This is a genomic window from Parafannyhessea umbonata (genome assembly GCF_900111255.1).
Lineage (GTDB): Bacteria > Actinomycetota > Coriobacteriia > Coriobacteriales > Atopobiaceae > Olsenella_J > Olsenella_J umbonata_A.
Genome location: NZ_FOGP01000002.1, coordinates 368159 through 382524, shown reverse-complemented (window position 1 = coordinate 382524; position 14366 = coordinate 368159). Strand labels below are relative to the sequence as shown.

The window sequence follows — 14366 nt, the reverse complement described above, 5'->3', positions numbered from 1 at the left end:
GAGGCAAAACGCTAGTCGTCCTCGCGTACCGCCTGCGCGAGGACGACTAGCGCGTCGCGCAGGCGCCGGACGCGCCGGACCTTCCTGTCGAACGATGACCGGAGGGCCCTCTTCGCGGCGCCGCGCGCGGCGGCTGTTGCGCGCGAGCGGGCGGCTGCCTCGAGCTCGTGCGCCAACGCATGAAGCTCGACCAACGAGGGAAGCGTCCCCGGCATGCCCGACAGGTCAGAAAGACCTGGCGTATCCGGCATGTTCAACAGGGCGAGGCCTTCGGGGATGATGGCTGAAACCGTCGATACGTCGGAAATCGGCAGACTCTCTAGCTGTGGAATCTCGATTCGCGAAAGCGAGTTTGCCAGGTTTTCCTGCACATTCTTCAGGCTCTCGCGTTTGCGCTGCCCAGTGGCCTTGTTTTGGCAATGTCGCCGCATTGCACATGCCGTCCCCATGCCAGCCGCGAGCACGGCGATCCCCGCGACGCCCAGCAGGGCCATTCGTTGCCTGCGGGGAATGCGAGACATGGGGCAGCGGTGACGCGACCGGGTGGCGAGCACGGGCGCTCCGCAGTGCAGGCAGTAGCTGCTGCTCTCGGGAATCTCTTGACCACAAGCTGGACAGATCATCTGACGCCTCCTGTCGACGGGGAACGAAACGACCAGGTGATGCGTTGCTGACTCACGGTACCGAGCGGCGTAGCTAGATGACGACTGGCCCGTGCCCCTCTCGCGCTCATCTTCGTGCGACGCGCAAGGGCGCAGATGCCCCTTCGAATATACGCGCTCTACAGATGTCGTCCCGCCCTTTCGTCTGTGGGCGCATGCTCTCTGGCGGTTGTGTGGTCTCTAGCTCAGGCGTGCCTGAATGGCCCCCGCAAGCACGCCCAGCTTGGCGTTCCAGTTCTCGTCGCGGCCCTTCTTCGGGTCGACGAAGACGGCGGTCGCGCGAACCTTCGTGTTCGCCAGCTCCTGTATCTGCTCGATGGCCTTGCCGGGGTCTCCTCCGGCGCAGCAGGCGAACGCGACCACGCGCTTGCTCGCGAGCGATCTGGCGGCGTCTTGCAGGAAGGTTCTGAGCGGCGGAGCGATCGAGCTTGCCCATATCGGCGTTCCCAGCACGACGGTGTCGTAGGGCGAAAGGTCCAAGTAAAACGGCTCGAGCTCAGGCGTCTCCTTCATGAGCACGCTCTTTCCGCCCCAGAGGAACTTGGTGAACCCGCCGGTGGGGTAGGCCTTGGCCGGCCTCAGCTCAAGCAGGTCGGCGCCGATCCTCTTCTTCAGCTCGTTAGCTACAAGGCGGGTGTTTCCCTCGAGCGAGAAGTACACGACGAGGGTCTTGCTGCTCTCTCGTGGCATGGCTTTCCTTCCGGTCGCGGGTTCCTTGCCAAGAGGCTAACCCTTCCGGCTCAATTGGTCCACGGTGCGTGTGGAGGACGGCGCCCCGTGCGGGGCGACCGTCCCCGCACGGGCTACCAGCTGAAGACGGCCAGGCGGTTGTTGTTCTTCTTGCCCACGGTTGCCGCGAAGACCTTGGCGAGGAAGGTGTACTTGCGCATCTCCTCGTTGTAGCTGTGCTCGGAGAGCAGGGTAAGGCGCGGCTCGAGCTCGACGAATTCGGCTCCGCTCTCGGTGCCCCACTTGAAGGTCGCGTTGGTGTTCTTGATGGCGTCATGCTGCTTGGAGTGCTTTACGATGAACATCGAGTTCATCTCGGCGACCAGGTAGCCGTGCTCGAACGAATCGCAGAGCATGTGAAGGCACGTCGCGGTCTGCCCCTTGGTGAAATACTCGAGCACGCCTTCCATTACGACGATGGTGGTCGAGTGGTCCTTCGGCAGGCCGGCAGTCCACTCGCCGCTCAGCGCGTTGCCGTTCATCATGGTGCAGCGGGGGCGATCGTCGTAGACCTTGCGTCGCACGGCAATCTGGTCGGGAAGGTCGACGTCGTACCACTCGATCTTACCGTTGTCTACCTGGGAGAACTTGTCATCGAAGCCGCAGCCAAGGTTGATGCAGAGCGCGTCGGGGTATTGTGCGATCAGCTTGCGCAGGGCCTCGGCGAACATGAGTGTGCGCGCGACGACCCCCTCGTGGGACATGAAGGGGTCGTATTTGCTGACGTCGACGCCTAGGGTCTCGATGATCTCTTTCGCTTTCTCGTCGCGAATGCGCGGCTTGGGTCGGCTGGTCTCGCTCGCGCGAACCGCGAGCGTTATCAGCGCGGTCTCTTGAATGTCGCCAAACTTCAGGTCCATTGGGTTGCTCCGTTCTCGTGCCCCATAACAGTTAACGTAGGCTAACTCTATCCCTTTCAGCACAACTTGTTCTTGGGAATTACTGGTTCGCGAACAAATGGACCCGGCGACCGATGCCCCTCCCAGTTGTCAGGCTCGCGCCTGGCTTGCGCACGGTCGATAGTGTCTGACACTTAGCTGACCGATTCCTGGCACTTATCTATCAGATAACTTTCATGCATTAGTAGAGAAGTGCATGTGTCTGGCTAGCAGAAAACTGGCAATTAGCTTGCACTTCTCTATATCGCAAAAGCGTGTATTCAGACGAGCGGTATCAAATACTTTGTAATTGGCCAGATTGCGACTTGTGCGTTGCGGGCTCGCCCGGGAGGCCTATAGTACGGGGCGACAAATCGGTTGGACACTTCTTCAAGGAGGCATGGCTATGAGGTGGCGTTACGAAAGTCTGGTCGAGGAGACGATAAGGGACTTTGTGGCCAAGCAGATTCCTGACGCTCGCGACTGGGAGGACTGCGAGTACAACCTCGTGAACGTCCCGTATGACCCGGAGGATGTCGTGACGGCCGTTCAGGTCGACGTAAACATCCCCACCTCTTCGGCCGACGCGTGGCTCACGTTCCTCGTGGTCGAGTACTCGGAAGAGGAGGATCCCGGCGTCGAATGCCTGCGCTGCGTGCGAAACGGGCGCGGCGAGCATAGCGACACCATCTACGCGTGGGACGATGTCATCTGCGAGTGGGAGACCGTCAGCGACGCGGAGTCTGCCGGCAACACGCTGACCGCTAGCAACGCGCGCTCTGCCAGCGACGCGCGGACCGCTTAGTCTCATTTGCCGTCTTGCGGGCACGTAGATTGATGCATGCGAAACAGTCGCCTCGCGCGACCGTGCCCTAAAGATAGTCCGCCCCGGTTTCCCTTTGGCCGGGGCGGACGTGTTTTCCGAGGCGCGTGGTGCGGCGACTTGTGCCTATGCGCAGACGTACTGGTACGTGTCGTGCATGGGAGCGAAGGACACGGGCAGCTCGTCGTTGCCCAGCGCCTCGTGGACCCAGTGGGTCATGTACTCCATTCCGGGTTCCTCAAGGTTGAAGTGGCCGACGGTGATGGCACACTTGTTCTGCCCCAGCATACCTGCGTCGCGTATGTACTCGCTGGTGGTGAAGTCGACGAACTCCATGGTCACCAGTGCGTCGACGTCGTTGGCGTCGGCGTACGAGATCTCGCGCGTGTCGCTGGCGGCGTCGCCCGTCACGTGCATGGGGACGTGGATGCGGCTCACGCGCGCGTCGGGGTCGCCGATCAGGCGGGTGCCATTGAGCCCCAGGCTCCTGACGATGTGCTGGGCGAGCTTGCGGCCGCTCGTCTGGGGGATCTTGAAGTCCAGGGACATGGGTACGTCTTCGCAGCGGTAGTCCAGCCAGCCGAGCTTCCAGGCGAAGCCGTAGAAGATGCCGTCGACGTAGCGCCCTCCTTCGTCGATGGGGACCTTGGAGTGGATGTAGTCGTGACAGCGCCAGACGGTGCCGCCCCACTCGTCCAGCAGCGCCTTCTTGGCGAAGTAGGTCTTGTTGTGAGCGATGACGTCCTGGCGGTCGCCGTGGTTCCAGAACAGGGCCTCGTGCGAGACGATCAGGTTGGCACCGAGCTCCCCCGCCCTGCGGATGATGTCCGCCGTGGGCCAGATGCACGTCACGATTCCCGTGCACGGCTCTCCCAGGTGCTCGGCTCCATAGGTCACCTTGTCGCGGGTGGTCGCGTCGTCGATGGGCTCTCCGCTCACGAAGTCGACGCCCTTGCAGTAGCCCTTGATGCCGTCTATGGCTTCTCCGATGAGCATGCTCTTCTCCTCTTGTCTTTCGCGGGTGCGGCATGCCCGCTGGGTGGATGGTCGTCCGTTCGCCTGGTCGCAGGGTAAGCGGTTACCTGGTCGCCTGGGCGAGAAGTGCCCGCTCGACTACTCGTCACCCTCCTCGGCGCTCGAGTCGAGTGTGTTGACGAGGCAGATGGACTGACGCGCGAGCTCGATCGAGCGGGCGATCGACTCAGCGGTCAGCGGCTCGCCGGCAAGGCAGAGCTCCAGCGCGAGCGAGACGGTCGCTCCCGTTACCAGGAAGACGCGCTCGCCCATGTGCGGGGCGAAGGCCTGGTTGACGCTGCCCTGGAGTATGTCGGTCAGGATAAGCACCTCGTCTTGGGGGTCGAAGGCCCCGAACAGCTCGTCGACCATGGGGGCAAGGGGCTTCTCGTCCACGTAGGCGCAGATGACGTTCAGCTTCTTGCGGCATCCTAGGAAGGCGAGCGTGTCGGCAAGTCCCTCGGCATAGCGGTGGTGCGATGCCAAAACGATGTGTCTCATAAGCAGTCCTCGCTGTCTGCCGCCCGTGCGGCGTGTGGCTGTGGCCGGAAGCGCGCCTGGCGTGGCGCGGACCCCTTGGGAGGGGCGGTCGGGGGAGTGACCGCCCCTCCCAAGGGGCTCCCCGACGCGCCGCCGTCCTTGGTCGCGCCGGGGAGAGAGGAGGGGAGGCTGCGCGTGGACGCTATGCCGCGGGGGCGACGCCCAAGATGCCGAAGGCCGCGCAGGCCCAGCAGATCACGATGATCCCGAAGATGATCCAGTTGAGCTTGACGCCCTTCTTGATCAGCTTGTAGACGCCGCACGCGGTGAGGACCGCAAGCAGGTTGGGGAAGATCTGGTCGAGCACGCCGACCTGGAGGGCCAGGCTGATCTCGCCGTAGGTGAAGGTGAGCGGGGTGTAGATCGAGATTGCCGAGAAGATCAGCGAACCCACGACCGTGAGGCCCAGGATGGACGCGGCGTCGGTCATGGTCGAGACCTTGTCGCCCAGCTTAGTGATGACGGATGCGCCGGCGCCGTAGCCCTGGTTGTAGTTCTGCAGGCGCCAGCCGAGCACGGCCATCCAGAGGGCGACCCAGAGCAGGATTCCCACCGGGCTGCCCTGCATGGCCATATAGCCCGCGATGGAGCCCAGGATGGTCATGGGCAGGATCCAGATGAACACGTCGCCGATGCCCGAGATGGGACCCATCAGGCCGACCTTGAGGTCGTTTTCGGCCTGCATGCCGGCCTCGTGCTGCTTGTCCTCGATGGCGAGGCCCGCACCCAGGACCAGGCCGCACACGGGAGGCGTCGCGTTGAAGACGCAGTCCAGCTGGTTGAGCATGGCCTTGTTGAAGGCGTCCTCGTCGTTGCCGTAGATCTTGCGCAGCGCGTAGTAGGCGGCGAAGGCGGCGCAGGGCGCGTTCTGCGTGGCGTAGGAGTACGAGACCGTGTCCATCAGCCACATGCGCCTTGAGCAGACCTTGAGGTCCTCCTTGGTCAGGACGGGCTCGTACGATCCGTCGGGAAGCTGGACGGGGCTGGGGGCCTCATTAAAGTCCTTGAAATCCTTCGGCTTGAAGAAGCTACTCATCTTCGAGCTCACCTCCGTTGGCGGTTGAGGTTGCGACGGCGGGGGCGGCGCCCTCGCTCGACTTGAGCCTGAAGTACTCGACGGCTGCGGCTCCGCCCAGCAGGGCGACGGGCAGGACCGTGAGGCCAAGGTACGCGGAGAGCACGTATCCCACGATCAGGAACGCGTAGAACTTGTTGACCGGCATGAAGGTCAGGAGCATCGCGAAGCCGGTGACGGGCAGGATACCCGCGGCGACGGAGAGACCTGTGGTGAACCACTCGGGCATGATGGCCAGCACGGAGTCGATGGCGCCCTGGCCGAAGGCCAGAACGAGGGCCATGGGCAGCGCACCCTGGAGGAACAGGTAGACGTGCGAGAGGAAGAACGAGGCGAGCATCTTGCTGTACTCGCGCTTGACGCAGTAGCCGCGGATCACCTTGAAGACCCACGAGTTGTAGATCTTGAAGATGACGTCCAGCTGGACGTAGAGCATGGCCACCGCGACTCCCACGGCGAGGCCCACCGAGATGTCGCTCGAGCCGGTGACGCAGGCGAGCACGGTCGCGACCATGCCGGCCATGCCGTAGTCGGGGGCCGACGAGCCGCCGAGGCCGGCTGCGCCCATCGACATCAGCTGGATGGTTCCGCCCACGACGAGGCCCGTGTTGGGGTCTCCCAGGATGATTCCGACCAGCCAGCACATCAGCGCGTGCTGGAAGGGGAAGAGCTGGGTGGAGTACTGGTCTGCGGCCCTGAAGCCCGCCAGCAGGACGATCAGGACGAACTGCACGACGTTGACTGACATCAACAACCACCTTCCTTCTGGGTTGAGTCGCTAGGCCGCGACGTATTCGGACAGGGGAACCGGCTTGTCTGTCGTCATGTAGCGGATCTCGACCTTGGTGCCCGCCTGGGCGATCTTCTGGTACACGGGAACCTCGGAGTCGTGGATGAAGGCCCTTCTCCCCGCCAGGACGCCTGGCGTGCCCTCGGGGGGCAGCTCGGTGAGGCCCAGCGTGAGGATGGGCACCTTCTGCCCCAGCTCTATCAGGTCGAGGAAGGTCTGGGGGTCGCGCGCGATCACGAAGACGGTGTGGTTGTCGTACTTGCCGCTCTTGAAGTTGGCGTAGGCCGTCTCGCGGTTGATGATCGACAGCGCCTGTCCCGCCGGCTTCGAGAGCCTCATGGCCGACTTGCGCACCTCGTCGTTGGCCGTGGCGTCGTCGATGATCATCGTGCGCTGCGTGGCGTACGTCGGGCACCAGAAGCCCTGGACGATCCCGTGCAGGAGGCGGTAGTCGATTCTTCCCGCAACAATGCTCATGCTGCAACTCCTTTCCGTACCGAAACCTCTAGTCCTGCAATGCGCTTGCTGGGGTCACGATACGGCGCGACGCTCGCCTTGCGTGCCTGAACGAGGGAAATCGTCAGTCATGGTGACATTTCGACACTGACCGTTGCGCACGATGTTGCCTGCGAGGCCTCTCGACACTCCGCCTCGACACTGTGCGTCTAGGCGGAGTGTCGAGGCCGCAAGAAGTCGGGCGGGGAGAAATGCGTGCCCCTGCGTGCTACTCGTCCTCCATGGACCCAAGTATGGCCGTGCTTGCGGCGCAACCGTCGGGCTCGTGGAGCATGTGGTAGACGTAGCCCACCTCGGACACTGGGATGGTCACGCGGTAGCGGCGGCACATGTCGTCGAAGGCTGCGCGGAACCAGCGGACGAAGTCGGCGTGGTCGCGCTCGAAGGCCTCCATGTCGGGGTAGTCGTCCACAAAGCTCTTGGTCACCAGCCGCTCGATGAGGCCGCAGAGGTGCACGTAGAGGCCAATCTGCTTTCGGACCTCGATCGACTCGCCCGAAAGGCGGGCGAGCTCGTGCATGGCGCGGTCGGCCTCCAGGTAGAGGATCTCCGGGTTGAGGATGGTTATCGAGACGGCGACGTTTCGTAGGGTGAGGTTTCTCAGCAGCTTGACGTGGAACTCGTCCATCTCCTCGGCGGTCAGCGCGCGAGAGAGCGACTTGTCGAGCTCCTCGCTCGCGCCTGTCGCCACTATGTCGCCTAGTGGCACGAAGGGGGCCGCCGTCACGCCGGGGTCCATCGTGCCCACGATCAGTCGCACGTTGTGGCTCGAGAACATCCCTGCCTGGTCGCCCCGCTGCGCGAGTTCAAGGAAGTCGCAGGTGATTAGGCTGATGGGAAGGTCCTGAGGCAGGCTGTCCTGCACCAACCGGCGAATCTTGTCTGCCGCGTCGGAACCAGCCTCGGAGCAGAACGCGATGGCATCTCCACCGTGCGGGCTCGCGATGGCACGGTAGGTCGGCTTGCAGGCCTCGACGCAGGTCTCGAGTGCGTCAGCAACGCTCCCGTGGTTGATTAGGGCTGAACCCACCTCCAGCGCCAGCCCCGTTGACACATTGTCAGCCACGTACATCTGGCCGTTTGCCAGCTTGGGGATGGTCTCGTCCACTTGCGCCAGGGAGCCCATGTCGACCAAGACCGCGAGCGTCTTGCAGAACGCGAAGCGCTCGACGAGTCGCGTCAGTTGGCCCATGACGTCAGAAAGCTCCTGACTGTAGGGCATGTCGATGGCCTCGTAGACGCGCTGTCCCAGGATGCGGTTGGCAGCGTCGGCAATGCTGGTGGCGGTCGAGTAGCCATGGCAGATGATGACCCCAAGCGTGTCGCGCACGCTGGGGCTCGACCCCATGGCACCGACCACCTCGATGCTCAGGAGCGCCTGCGTGAGGCAGTCGAACTCGATTCCAAGGGCGATGTGCGCCTTAGTGGCTATCTGTCTTGCGATGATGCCGGCCGATGCGGAATAGTTCGAGAAGGTTTGGAATATCCGCTCGAGCGCTGCGCGGTTCTTCGCACGCCACATGCTCAGGTAGGTTCCGTCCCACAGTTGGATTGAGAGGGACTGGGCGAGCGAGCGCGTCACCTTACGGGAAAGCTCGATGCCGTAGTCGGCGTTGATGCCCTCGATTACGGGAGCGAGCACGCGCTCGAATGAGGCGACGCGTGGGCTGGCGTACTGGGACTCGAAGTTCTGGGCGTCCTGGAACGATCCCAGGGCGCCGCTCGCCACACGCATGAACTCGCCCAGCGACACCTCGCCCTGTTGCTGCTCCTCGAAGGAGTCCACTATTCGCTGGAGAAACGAGACGAGCCTTCCGCTGGGGTCGCTGGGCTCGCGGTCCGTGCTGGAAACCAGCTGGTCATCGTCGGGAAGCGGGGTGCTGCTTCCCAGGATGTGGCTGGGCAGGTTGTAGCTGCGGACCACCACGCCCTCATCCTTGCGGCTCAGAAATGCACTTGCGCAGCAGTTGGTGACGCAGGCCCTCAGTCCGTCTATGTTCTCGTCGAAGTCGTAGGAGGCAAGTGCGCGCAATGCGCCTCGGCTGACGGAGACGTCTGCTGCCACGCGTCGCCCCTCGGCATGGAGGCAGTGCATGACCAGTGCGGTTCGCTCGCGTTCGGTTCGCTTTGCGTAGTCGGGGAGCTCTACGGCTATGGGGATCATGCGGGCGAGGTTCTGTACGACGGGGCTTTCCGGGGGCCGAGCGGTTCCTAGGATGAAGCGTGCCGGATGGCTGCCTCTGCCCGAGCGGCCCTCACTGTCTTCCAGGATGCGGTGGGTCAGGGTCTCGAGGGTGGCCAGCGGCAGGTGGTCGACGCGGCTGAGGTAGACGATGCCTCCCGTGCAGCGTTGCGCTGCACCGTTCGTGTCATCTTGGCCGAAGACATCCGCCTCGAAGCTTGTGGCCGACTCTTCGTAGGCGGTGCAGTTTACCTTCACCAGGCTCGCGCCCTGGGGGAGCGCGCCCGAGTTCGTCCCGTACTCAAAAGCCAGACGGGCTAGCATGTCCTTTCCGGACCCATGACCGCCTATCAGGAGTGCGGGCAGGCCGAAGGGCGGATAGCCGACTGCTCCCCTGAGCTGCTCCACGCAGGTGGAAAGACTCAGGTCGAATCCGATTGCCTTCTCGAAGTCCTTGCGCTCGACCATGCCGACGGAAGACAGTAGGTCTTGCATCGATGGGAACTCCGTGTGGTCGAGCTCCGACTGCAGATAACGCTCGAGCCCGCGTCTGTGCAGGTAGAGCACGGGTCGCGCGTTGACCTTTACTACAAGTCCCGCCCGGACGAGCTCGTTGAGGTATTGGCTCGCCAGATTCCTGCTTACGTTGCATCGCGAGGCGATGGCCGACGTGTTGAACGTGTTGGTCGAGCTTGGGCTTAGCTTGCGCGTCGCTTCGTCCAAGTGCCTCAGGATTTCGTCTCGCGTGTCAGCGGAAGCCATGCGCTCCTCCTATGCGCGGTGCTTCCTGCGATCGTTTCCCTCACGCTGGTAGTACGCGCGCTTGCTTTCGTACATCGCGGCGTCGGCCGCCTTGTAGGCGTCCTCCACGCTCATGCCCGGTGTTCGCATGGCATAGCCTATCGATACCGAGTAACCCTTCTGTATGACGCCGTCGCGAACGTCGTCGCATATTCTCCTAACGGCGCCTTCGTCCATCTTGCGGCACAGGGCGGTGAACTCGTCGCCTCCGGTTCGGTACATGCGGCAGTCGGCGCTCGAGAACCTTTCCAAGACGCTTCCGATGGCGCGCAGCCCGTCGTCGCCCGCGATGTGTCCCTTGGCGTCGTTGATCTGCTTGAGGCCGTTCATGTCGATGGAGATCACCGCACAGACGCTGCCGTTCTCGCGCATCTCGTCGTCCAGGAAGGTCAGGCGGTTCATCAGCTTCGTGAGCGTGTCGTGGCGCGCCGTCTTCATGAACGAGTACAGGACCCAGACGACCGTGCTGATCAGGATGGTGGGGTACAGGACGTTGGTCGCGATGCCCAGCGTCTCGATGGCCAGCGCGTACATGACGCCGATTCCGCACGATACGATGACCAGGGTGTCCACGCGCCTGGCCGAACCTGCGCTGCGAATGATGACTCCCATCAGGCCCAGCGTGTAGATTACGCTCAGGGTGTGTGACGTGAAGCCCAGAGGACCTCGCCTGAAGACGTTGTCCGTCCCGAAGCCGACGACGAGGGGGTTCTCTGCGGTGGGGAAGATGATGATGGTCAGGTACAGGATGGCCATCAGCGCGAGGGGGATTGCCAATAGCAGGACCTTGCGCGTGTCTGGCAGGGCGAGCTCGAAGAACAGCAGGAGTGACGCCACGCCCAGCACGTAGGTGAGGTAGGTGCCGATGGCGCGCGGCATGTTGGTGTAGGGGTACAGGCTGACGTCCGAGAAGATCGTGTCCACCTCTCGTGCGACGGAGAGCGCTAGGCATATCGCCATGAGGCTGAGGACGTGGATGCGGTCTCGCCTCGATCCGATGCGGGGGTTGGTTGTGAACAGCACGAGCATGACCAGCTCGAGGAAGAGCAGGATGAAGAAGTCCTTTACGTAGAAGTACATGAAGTCGACGGGGCTCATGTTGCTCCTCTGGAAGCTCGCACAACAGGGGTTTGAAGTGTACACAAAGTATAGGCTGCGGGCTTCGTCATCAGTGTTGAGCGGCGTTCCATTTCGTCTCGCGGCGAGGTTTTTGGCAGTAGCGTTGGTTTGACAGTAGCGGCGGAAGGGTCTTGAGTTCGGGTTTCAATTGCCCTCGTTTGGCAACTTTCAAGTGGTAGTGTCTGTCTCGGATTTGGAAAGCCGCTCGTGAAGGGAGGGCGCCTTGGCGCGACACGAGGAATACGACGAGAAGGATGTTCATTCAATTGTCGAATACGCTCACAAGCTCGTGGGGCACAGCCTTCGTGAGAAGACCAATGCGTCCAAGCTCGATGATCCCCATAGGAGGAAAGGGGCGTTTGGCAACGCTGTGGAGGAGTACTACTTCCACTATGCTCCGAACTCCGATTCTGCTCCCGACTTCTCCGAGGCGGGGCTTGAGCTCAAGTGCACGCCCCTGAAACGGACGACCAAGGGTGGCTTAGTTGCCAAAGAGCGGCTCGTTCTGAGCATGATTGACTACATGAGCGTCGTCAACGAGACGTTTGAGACGAGTCATCTCATGGAGAAGATTGACAACATCCTTCTCATCTCGTATCTGTGGGAGAAGGACGTTGATTTGCTCGACTATAAGGTTGTCCTTGCCGACGTCTGGTCAATCCCTCCCGAGGATGTCCCACAGATCAAGGCCGATTGGGAAACGGTTGTGAACAAGGTACGGTCCGGCCATGCCGAGGACATCTCTGGCTCCGATACCGTCTACCTTGAGGCTTGTACCAAATCAGCGAATTCTAAAGTCCGCCGCTCCCAGCCCTTCTCGTCAGCCTGCGCGAAGCCAAGAGCTTGGGCGTTTAAGGCCTCGTACATGACGTCCGTCCAAAATCACCTTCTTGAAAATGCGAAAGCTATCGGGCGCTCTGCCGATGAGGGCTCTATCGGTCTTCTTGAGCTCGTGCGCAGACGCTTCGAACCGTTCTTCGGACTCACTGAGGCTGAGCTTGCCAAGAAGATGGGCGTATCTTGCTCGAAGGACAGGTGTGCGAGAATCACAAAGCGCATTCTTGGCATTGGCGAAAACGAACAGATTGCAGAGTTCGTTAAAGCAGGAATCGAGCCAAAGACGATACGTCTTAAGAAGAACGGCAAGCCTAAGGAGCCCCTTTCCTTTCGGGCATTCAACTACTATGACCTTGAAGAGAGAGAATTCGAGGATTCTGATTTCTACTCGTATCTCCAGAACATGTACCTTTTCGTTCTCTATAGGGAGGACCAGGACGGTGCATATCGCCTCTCGGACATCTGCTTCTGGCAGATGTCCGATGACGACCTCGATGAAGCCAAAGCCTGCTATGACCAAATGCGGGAAAACGTGAGAGAAGGACTTGCTATCGTCTCGGTCAGGTCGACCGAAAACAGGTGCTGCTTTGTAAAGACGCACGGTAGGGACAGCAAAGACACCTGCCCACAGCCCCATGGCAAGCCAGTTCCAAAGAAGAGTTTCTGGCTTAATGCTAACTACATCGCCGACGAGATTGCCAAAGCGCTTGGACGGTAGCTACTCGTCTTTCATCTGCTTGGCATTTATCCATGCCGCCTTGCAAGATTGATCTTGTCCGGTCGATCGGTTATTATTGATCTCACAAGTTTTGGGACACAGCAGCGATTGGAGAAACGTGTCCGAAGAGATTAAGATTGCCGAGCTCTTTGCGGGCGTCGGTGGCTTCCGTCTTGGCCTTGACGGCTACACCGACCCAAACGGTTCCGGCATGAGCCTGCCCGCCGCGGGACCTTATAAGACGGTATGGGCAAACCAGTGGGAGCCGCCTGGATCAAACGCGCGCCAGTTTGCGGCCCGATGCTACGAGACCCGCTTTGGCGAGGGCTCCGTCGTCAATGAAGACATCCATAAGGTGCTTGACGAAGTCGACGCAGGCGAGAGGGACGTTCCTTCCGTCGACATGGTCGTGGGTGGGTTCCCCTGCCAGGACTACAGCGTGGCGAGGCCCCTTAGCCAAGCCGGTGGCATCGAGGGAAAGAAAGGCGTTCTTTGGTGGGACATCTACAGATTCCTCCAGATTCAGATATCTAAGTCGTCCGAGAACGCGCGCTATTGCCTGTTCGAGAACGTTGACAGGCTCCTGAAGTCTCCTGCGTCGCAGCGCGGTCGCGATTTTTCGATCATCCTCAGCTGCTTGTCCTCGCTTGGTTACTCTGTCGAGTGGCAAGTCATCAATTCCGGTGAGTACGGCTTCCCCCAGAGGCGCAAGCGCGTTTACATCTTCGCGGAGCGCAACGCCTCCTGGAATCAGCGGGTAAGGCTTTTCGATGGCGTTATCACACGAGCGTTCCCAATTGCAAAGACCGAGGAAATCGGCACGGTTAGCATTCCTGCTGACCCGTATGACGCGACGCTTCACTTCAACGAGGAACGTTCGAAGCGCTCGCCCTTCCGCAACCGTGGCGTGATGGCTGACGGAAAAGTGCTGACTTGCGATGTTGAGGAAGTCTACGACGGTCGCCTGGGGTGCTTGGGAGACGTGATTGTCCCGGCTTCAGAGGTGCCGGAGTCCTTCTACGTGCCGGATGAGCAACTGCCCAAGTGGGAGTACCTCAAGGGGTCGAAGCGAGAAGAGAGAGTGAACAAGAAGACGGGCTTCACGTACTTCTACTCTGAGGGCTCAATGGCCTATCCTGACCTGCTCGAGAACCCGTCCAGGACCATCCTGACGGGCGAGGGTGGGTCTGGCCCCTCCCGTTTTAAGCACATCATCAAGACGGAAGACGGACGTATGAGAAGACTCGTCCCTGATGAGCTCGACCAGCTGCAGGGCTTCCCTAAGGGCTGGACGAATGTTGGCATGACTGATGGGCATCGAGCGTTCTGCATGGGCAACGCCCTGGTCGTCGGTATCCCGCATAGGATTGGATGCGAGCTGGCGAAGGACCTCGATTAACCCTTGCTTATTTGTTGATGGCTCTCTTTGAGCGGGCGGCGGATGCGAGCGATGCGCGTCCGCCGCTCTTTTGTTCCCCGTGGGGGGTCATGGGGCCTCCGCTAACTGGTACCGAATACGTGAACCGGGGGAGGGAAGGAATCGTGCTCGGAGCATACGCACTTCTCCCCATCGGTTTACGTGGGGGTGTGACGGCGTGGCATCGCGTCTGGAAGGCAACGGTAACGTTCGGTTGACTTGGTAGAAACGCTTGGCAACGTGGCTGCAACGACCGCGATGCAAA

General features: G+C 61.4%; 13 protein-coding genes. 3 read left to right on the top strand and 10 right to left on the bottom strand.

Annotated features, from left to right (window positions below; genetic code table 11):
* Positions 1-11 precede the first annotated feature (11 nt).
* The 3 genes from BMY31_RS04370 to BMY31_RS04360 all read right to left on the bottom strand — a co-directional run bounded on the left by BMY31_RS04370 (position 12) and on the right by BMY31_RS04360 (position 2251).
* Positions 12-623 (bottom strand): zinc ribbon domain-containing protein, encoded by a 612-nt coding sequence (locus tag BMY31_RS04370; RefSeq protein WP_143327748.1) that lies wholly within the window; start codon positions 621-623, stop codon positions 12-14.
* A gap of 219 nt (positions 624-842) precedes the next feature.
* Entirely contained in the window at positions 843-1352 is a 510-nt protein-coding gene (locus tag BMY31_RS04365; RefSeq protein WP_078687037.1) for a flavodoxin family protein, read from the bottom strand.
* Positions 1353-1465: 113 nt separating this feature from the next.
* Positions 1466-2251: a class I SAM-dependent methyltransferase gene (locus tag BMY31_RS04360; RefSeq protein WP_078687036.1), complete on the bottom strand. Its 786-nt coding sequence runs from the start codon at positions 2249-2251 to the stop codon at positions 1466-1468.
* A 424-nt stretch (positions 2252-2675) separates the two neighbouring features.
* Between BMY31_RS04360 and BMY31_RS04355 the strand changes: the two genes are divergently transcribed.
* Positions 2676-3074: a hypothetical protein gene (locus tag BMY31_RS04355; RefSeq protein WP_078687035.1), complete on the top strand. Its 399-nt coding sequence runs from the start codon at positions 2676-2678 to the stop codon at positions 3072-3074.
* Positions 3075-3218: 144 nt separating this feature from the next.
* Here BMY31_RS04355 and BMY31_RS04350 read toward each other — a convergent pair whose 3' ends face one another.
* The 7 genes from BMY31_RS04350 to BMY31_RS04320 form a co-directional block, all read right to left on the bottom strand.
* Complete coding sequence (locus BMY31_RS04350; RefSeq protein WP_091008625.1) at positions 3219-4088, bottom strand: Nif3-like dinuclear metal center hexameric protein; 870 nt, start codon at positions 4086-4088, stop codon at positions 3219-3221.
* A 117-nt stretch (positions 4089-4205) separates the two neighbouring features.
* Complete coding sequence (locus tag BMY31_RS04345; protein ID WP_091008623.1) at positions 4206-4607, bottom strand: PTS sugar transporter subunit IIA; 402 nt, start codon at positions 4605-4607, stop codon at positions 4206-4208.
* Positions 4608-4788: 181 nt separating this feature from the next.
* A complete protein-coding gene (locus tag BMY31_RS04340; protein WP_091008620.1) occupies positions 4789-5682 on the bottom strand; it encodes a PTS system mannose/fructose/sorbose family transporter subunit IID in 894 nt (297 codons plus the stop codon).
* A complete protein-coding gene (locus tag BMY31_RS04335) occupies positions 5675-6469 on the bottom strand; it encodes a PTS mannose/fructose/sorbose/N-acetylgalactosamine transporter subunit IIC (protein ID WP_091008617.1) in 795 nt (264 codons plus the stop codon). Before BMY31_RS04335 ends, BMY31_RS04340 begins: the two co-directional genes overlap by 8 nt.
* Positions 6470-6499: 30 nt before the next feature.
* The gene (locus BMY31_RS04330) at positions 6500-6988 is read right to left on the bottom strand and encodes a PTS system mannose/fructose/N-acetylgalactosamine-transporter subunit IIB (protein WP_091008613.1); all 489 of its coding nucleotides are present in this window, start codon (positions 6986-6988) and stop codon (positions 6500-6502) included.
* 247 nt (positions 6989-7235) lie between these two features.
* Positions 7236-9971, bottom strand: coding sequence for a sigma 54-interacting transcriptional regulator (locus tag BMY31_RS04325; protein ID WP_091008610.1), 2736 nt, complete (start codon positions 9969-9971; stop codon positions 7236-7238).
* A 9-nt stretch (positions 9972-9980) separates the two neighbouring features.
* A complete protein-coding gene (locus BMY31_RS04320) occupies positions 9981-11108 on the bottom strand; it encodes a GGDEF domain-containing protein (protein ID WP_091008607.1) in 1128 nt (375 codons plus the stop codon).
* Between the two features lie 244 nt (positions 11109-11352).
* Here BMY31_RS04320 and BMY31_RS04315 point away from each other — a divergent pair, with 244 nt between their 5' ends.
* Both BMY31_RS04315 and dcm read left to right on the top strand, forming a co-directional pair.
* Positions 11353-12684: a Sau3AI family type II restriction endonuclease gene (locus BMY31_RS04315; protein WP_078687032.1), complete on the top strand. Its 1332-nt coding sequence runs from the start codon at positions 11353-11355 to the stop codon at positions 12682-12684.
* Between the two features lie 118 nt (positions 12685-12802).
* Positions 12803-14083, top strand: coding sequence for a DNA (cytosine-5-)-methyltransferase (gene dcm, locus BMY31_RS04310; protein WP_091008604.1), 1281 nt, complete (start codon positions 12803-12805; stop codon positions 14081-14083).
* The last annotated feature ends 283 nt before the right edge of the window (positions 14084-14366 follow it).

What these genes read in the sequence shown, in the direction of transcription:
- BMY31_RS04350 (WP_091008625.1), bottom strand. Translation starts at nt 4,088, where the DNA reads ATGCTCATCGGAGAAGCCATAGACGGCATCAAGGGCTACTGCAAGGGC.
- BMY31_RS04325 (WP_091008610.1), bottom strand. Translation starts at nt 9,971, where the DNA reads ATGGCTTCCGCTGACACGCGAGACGAAATCCTGAGGCACTTGGACGAA.
- BMY31_RS04360 (WP_078687036.1), bottom strand. Translation starts at nt 2,251, where the DNA reads ATGGACCTGAAGTTTGGCGACATTCAAGAGACCGCGCTGATAACGCTC.
- BMY31_RS04345 (WP_091008623.1), bottom strand. Translation starts at nt 4,607, where the DNA reads ATGAGACACATCGTTTTGGCATCGCACCACCGCTATGCCGAGGGACTT.
- BMY31_RS04330 (WP_091008613.1), bottom strand. Translation starts at nt 6,988, where the DNA reads ATGAGCATTGTTGCGGGAAGAATCGACTACCGCCTCCTGCACGGGATC.
- BMY31_RS04340 (WP_091008620.1), bottom strand. Translation starts at nt 5,682, where the DNA reads ATGAGTAGCTTCTTCAAGCCGAAGGATTTCAAGGACTTTAATGAGGCC.
- BMY31_RS04370 (WP_143327748.1), bottom strand. Translation starts at nt 623, where the DNA reads ATGATCTGTCCAGCTTGTGGTCAAGAGATTCCCGAGAGCAGCAGCTAC.
- BMY31_RS04365 (WP_078687037.1), bottom strand. Translation starts at nt 1,352, where the DNA reads ATGCCACGAGAGAGCAGCAAGACCCTCGTCGTGTACTTCTCGCTCGAG.
- BMY31_RS04355 (WP_078687035.1), top strand. Translation starts at nt 2,676, where the DNA reads ATGAGGTGGCGTTACGAAAGTCTGGTCGAGGAGACGATAAGGGACTTT.
- BMY31_RS04320 (WP_091008607.1), bottom strand. Translation starts at nt 11,108, where the DNA reads ATGAGCCCCGTCGACTTCATGTACTTCTACGTAAAGGACTTCTTCATC.
- BMY31_RS04335 (WP_091008617.1), bottom strand. Translation starts at nt 6,469, where the DNA reads ATGTCAGTCAACGTCGTGCAGTTCGTCCTGATCGTCCTGCTGGCGGGC.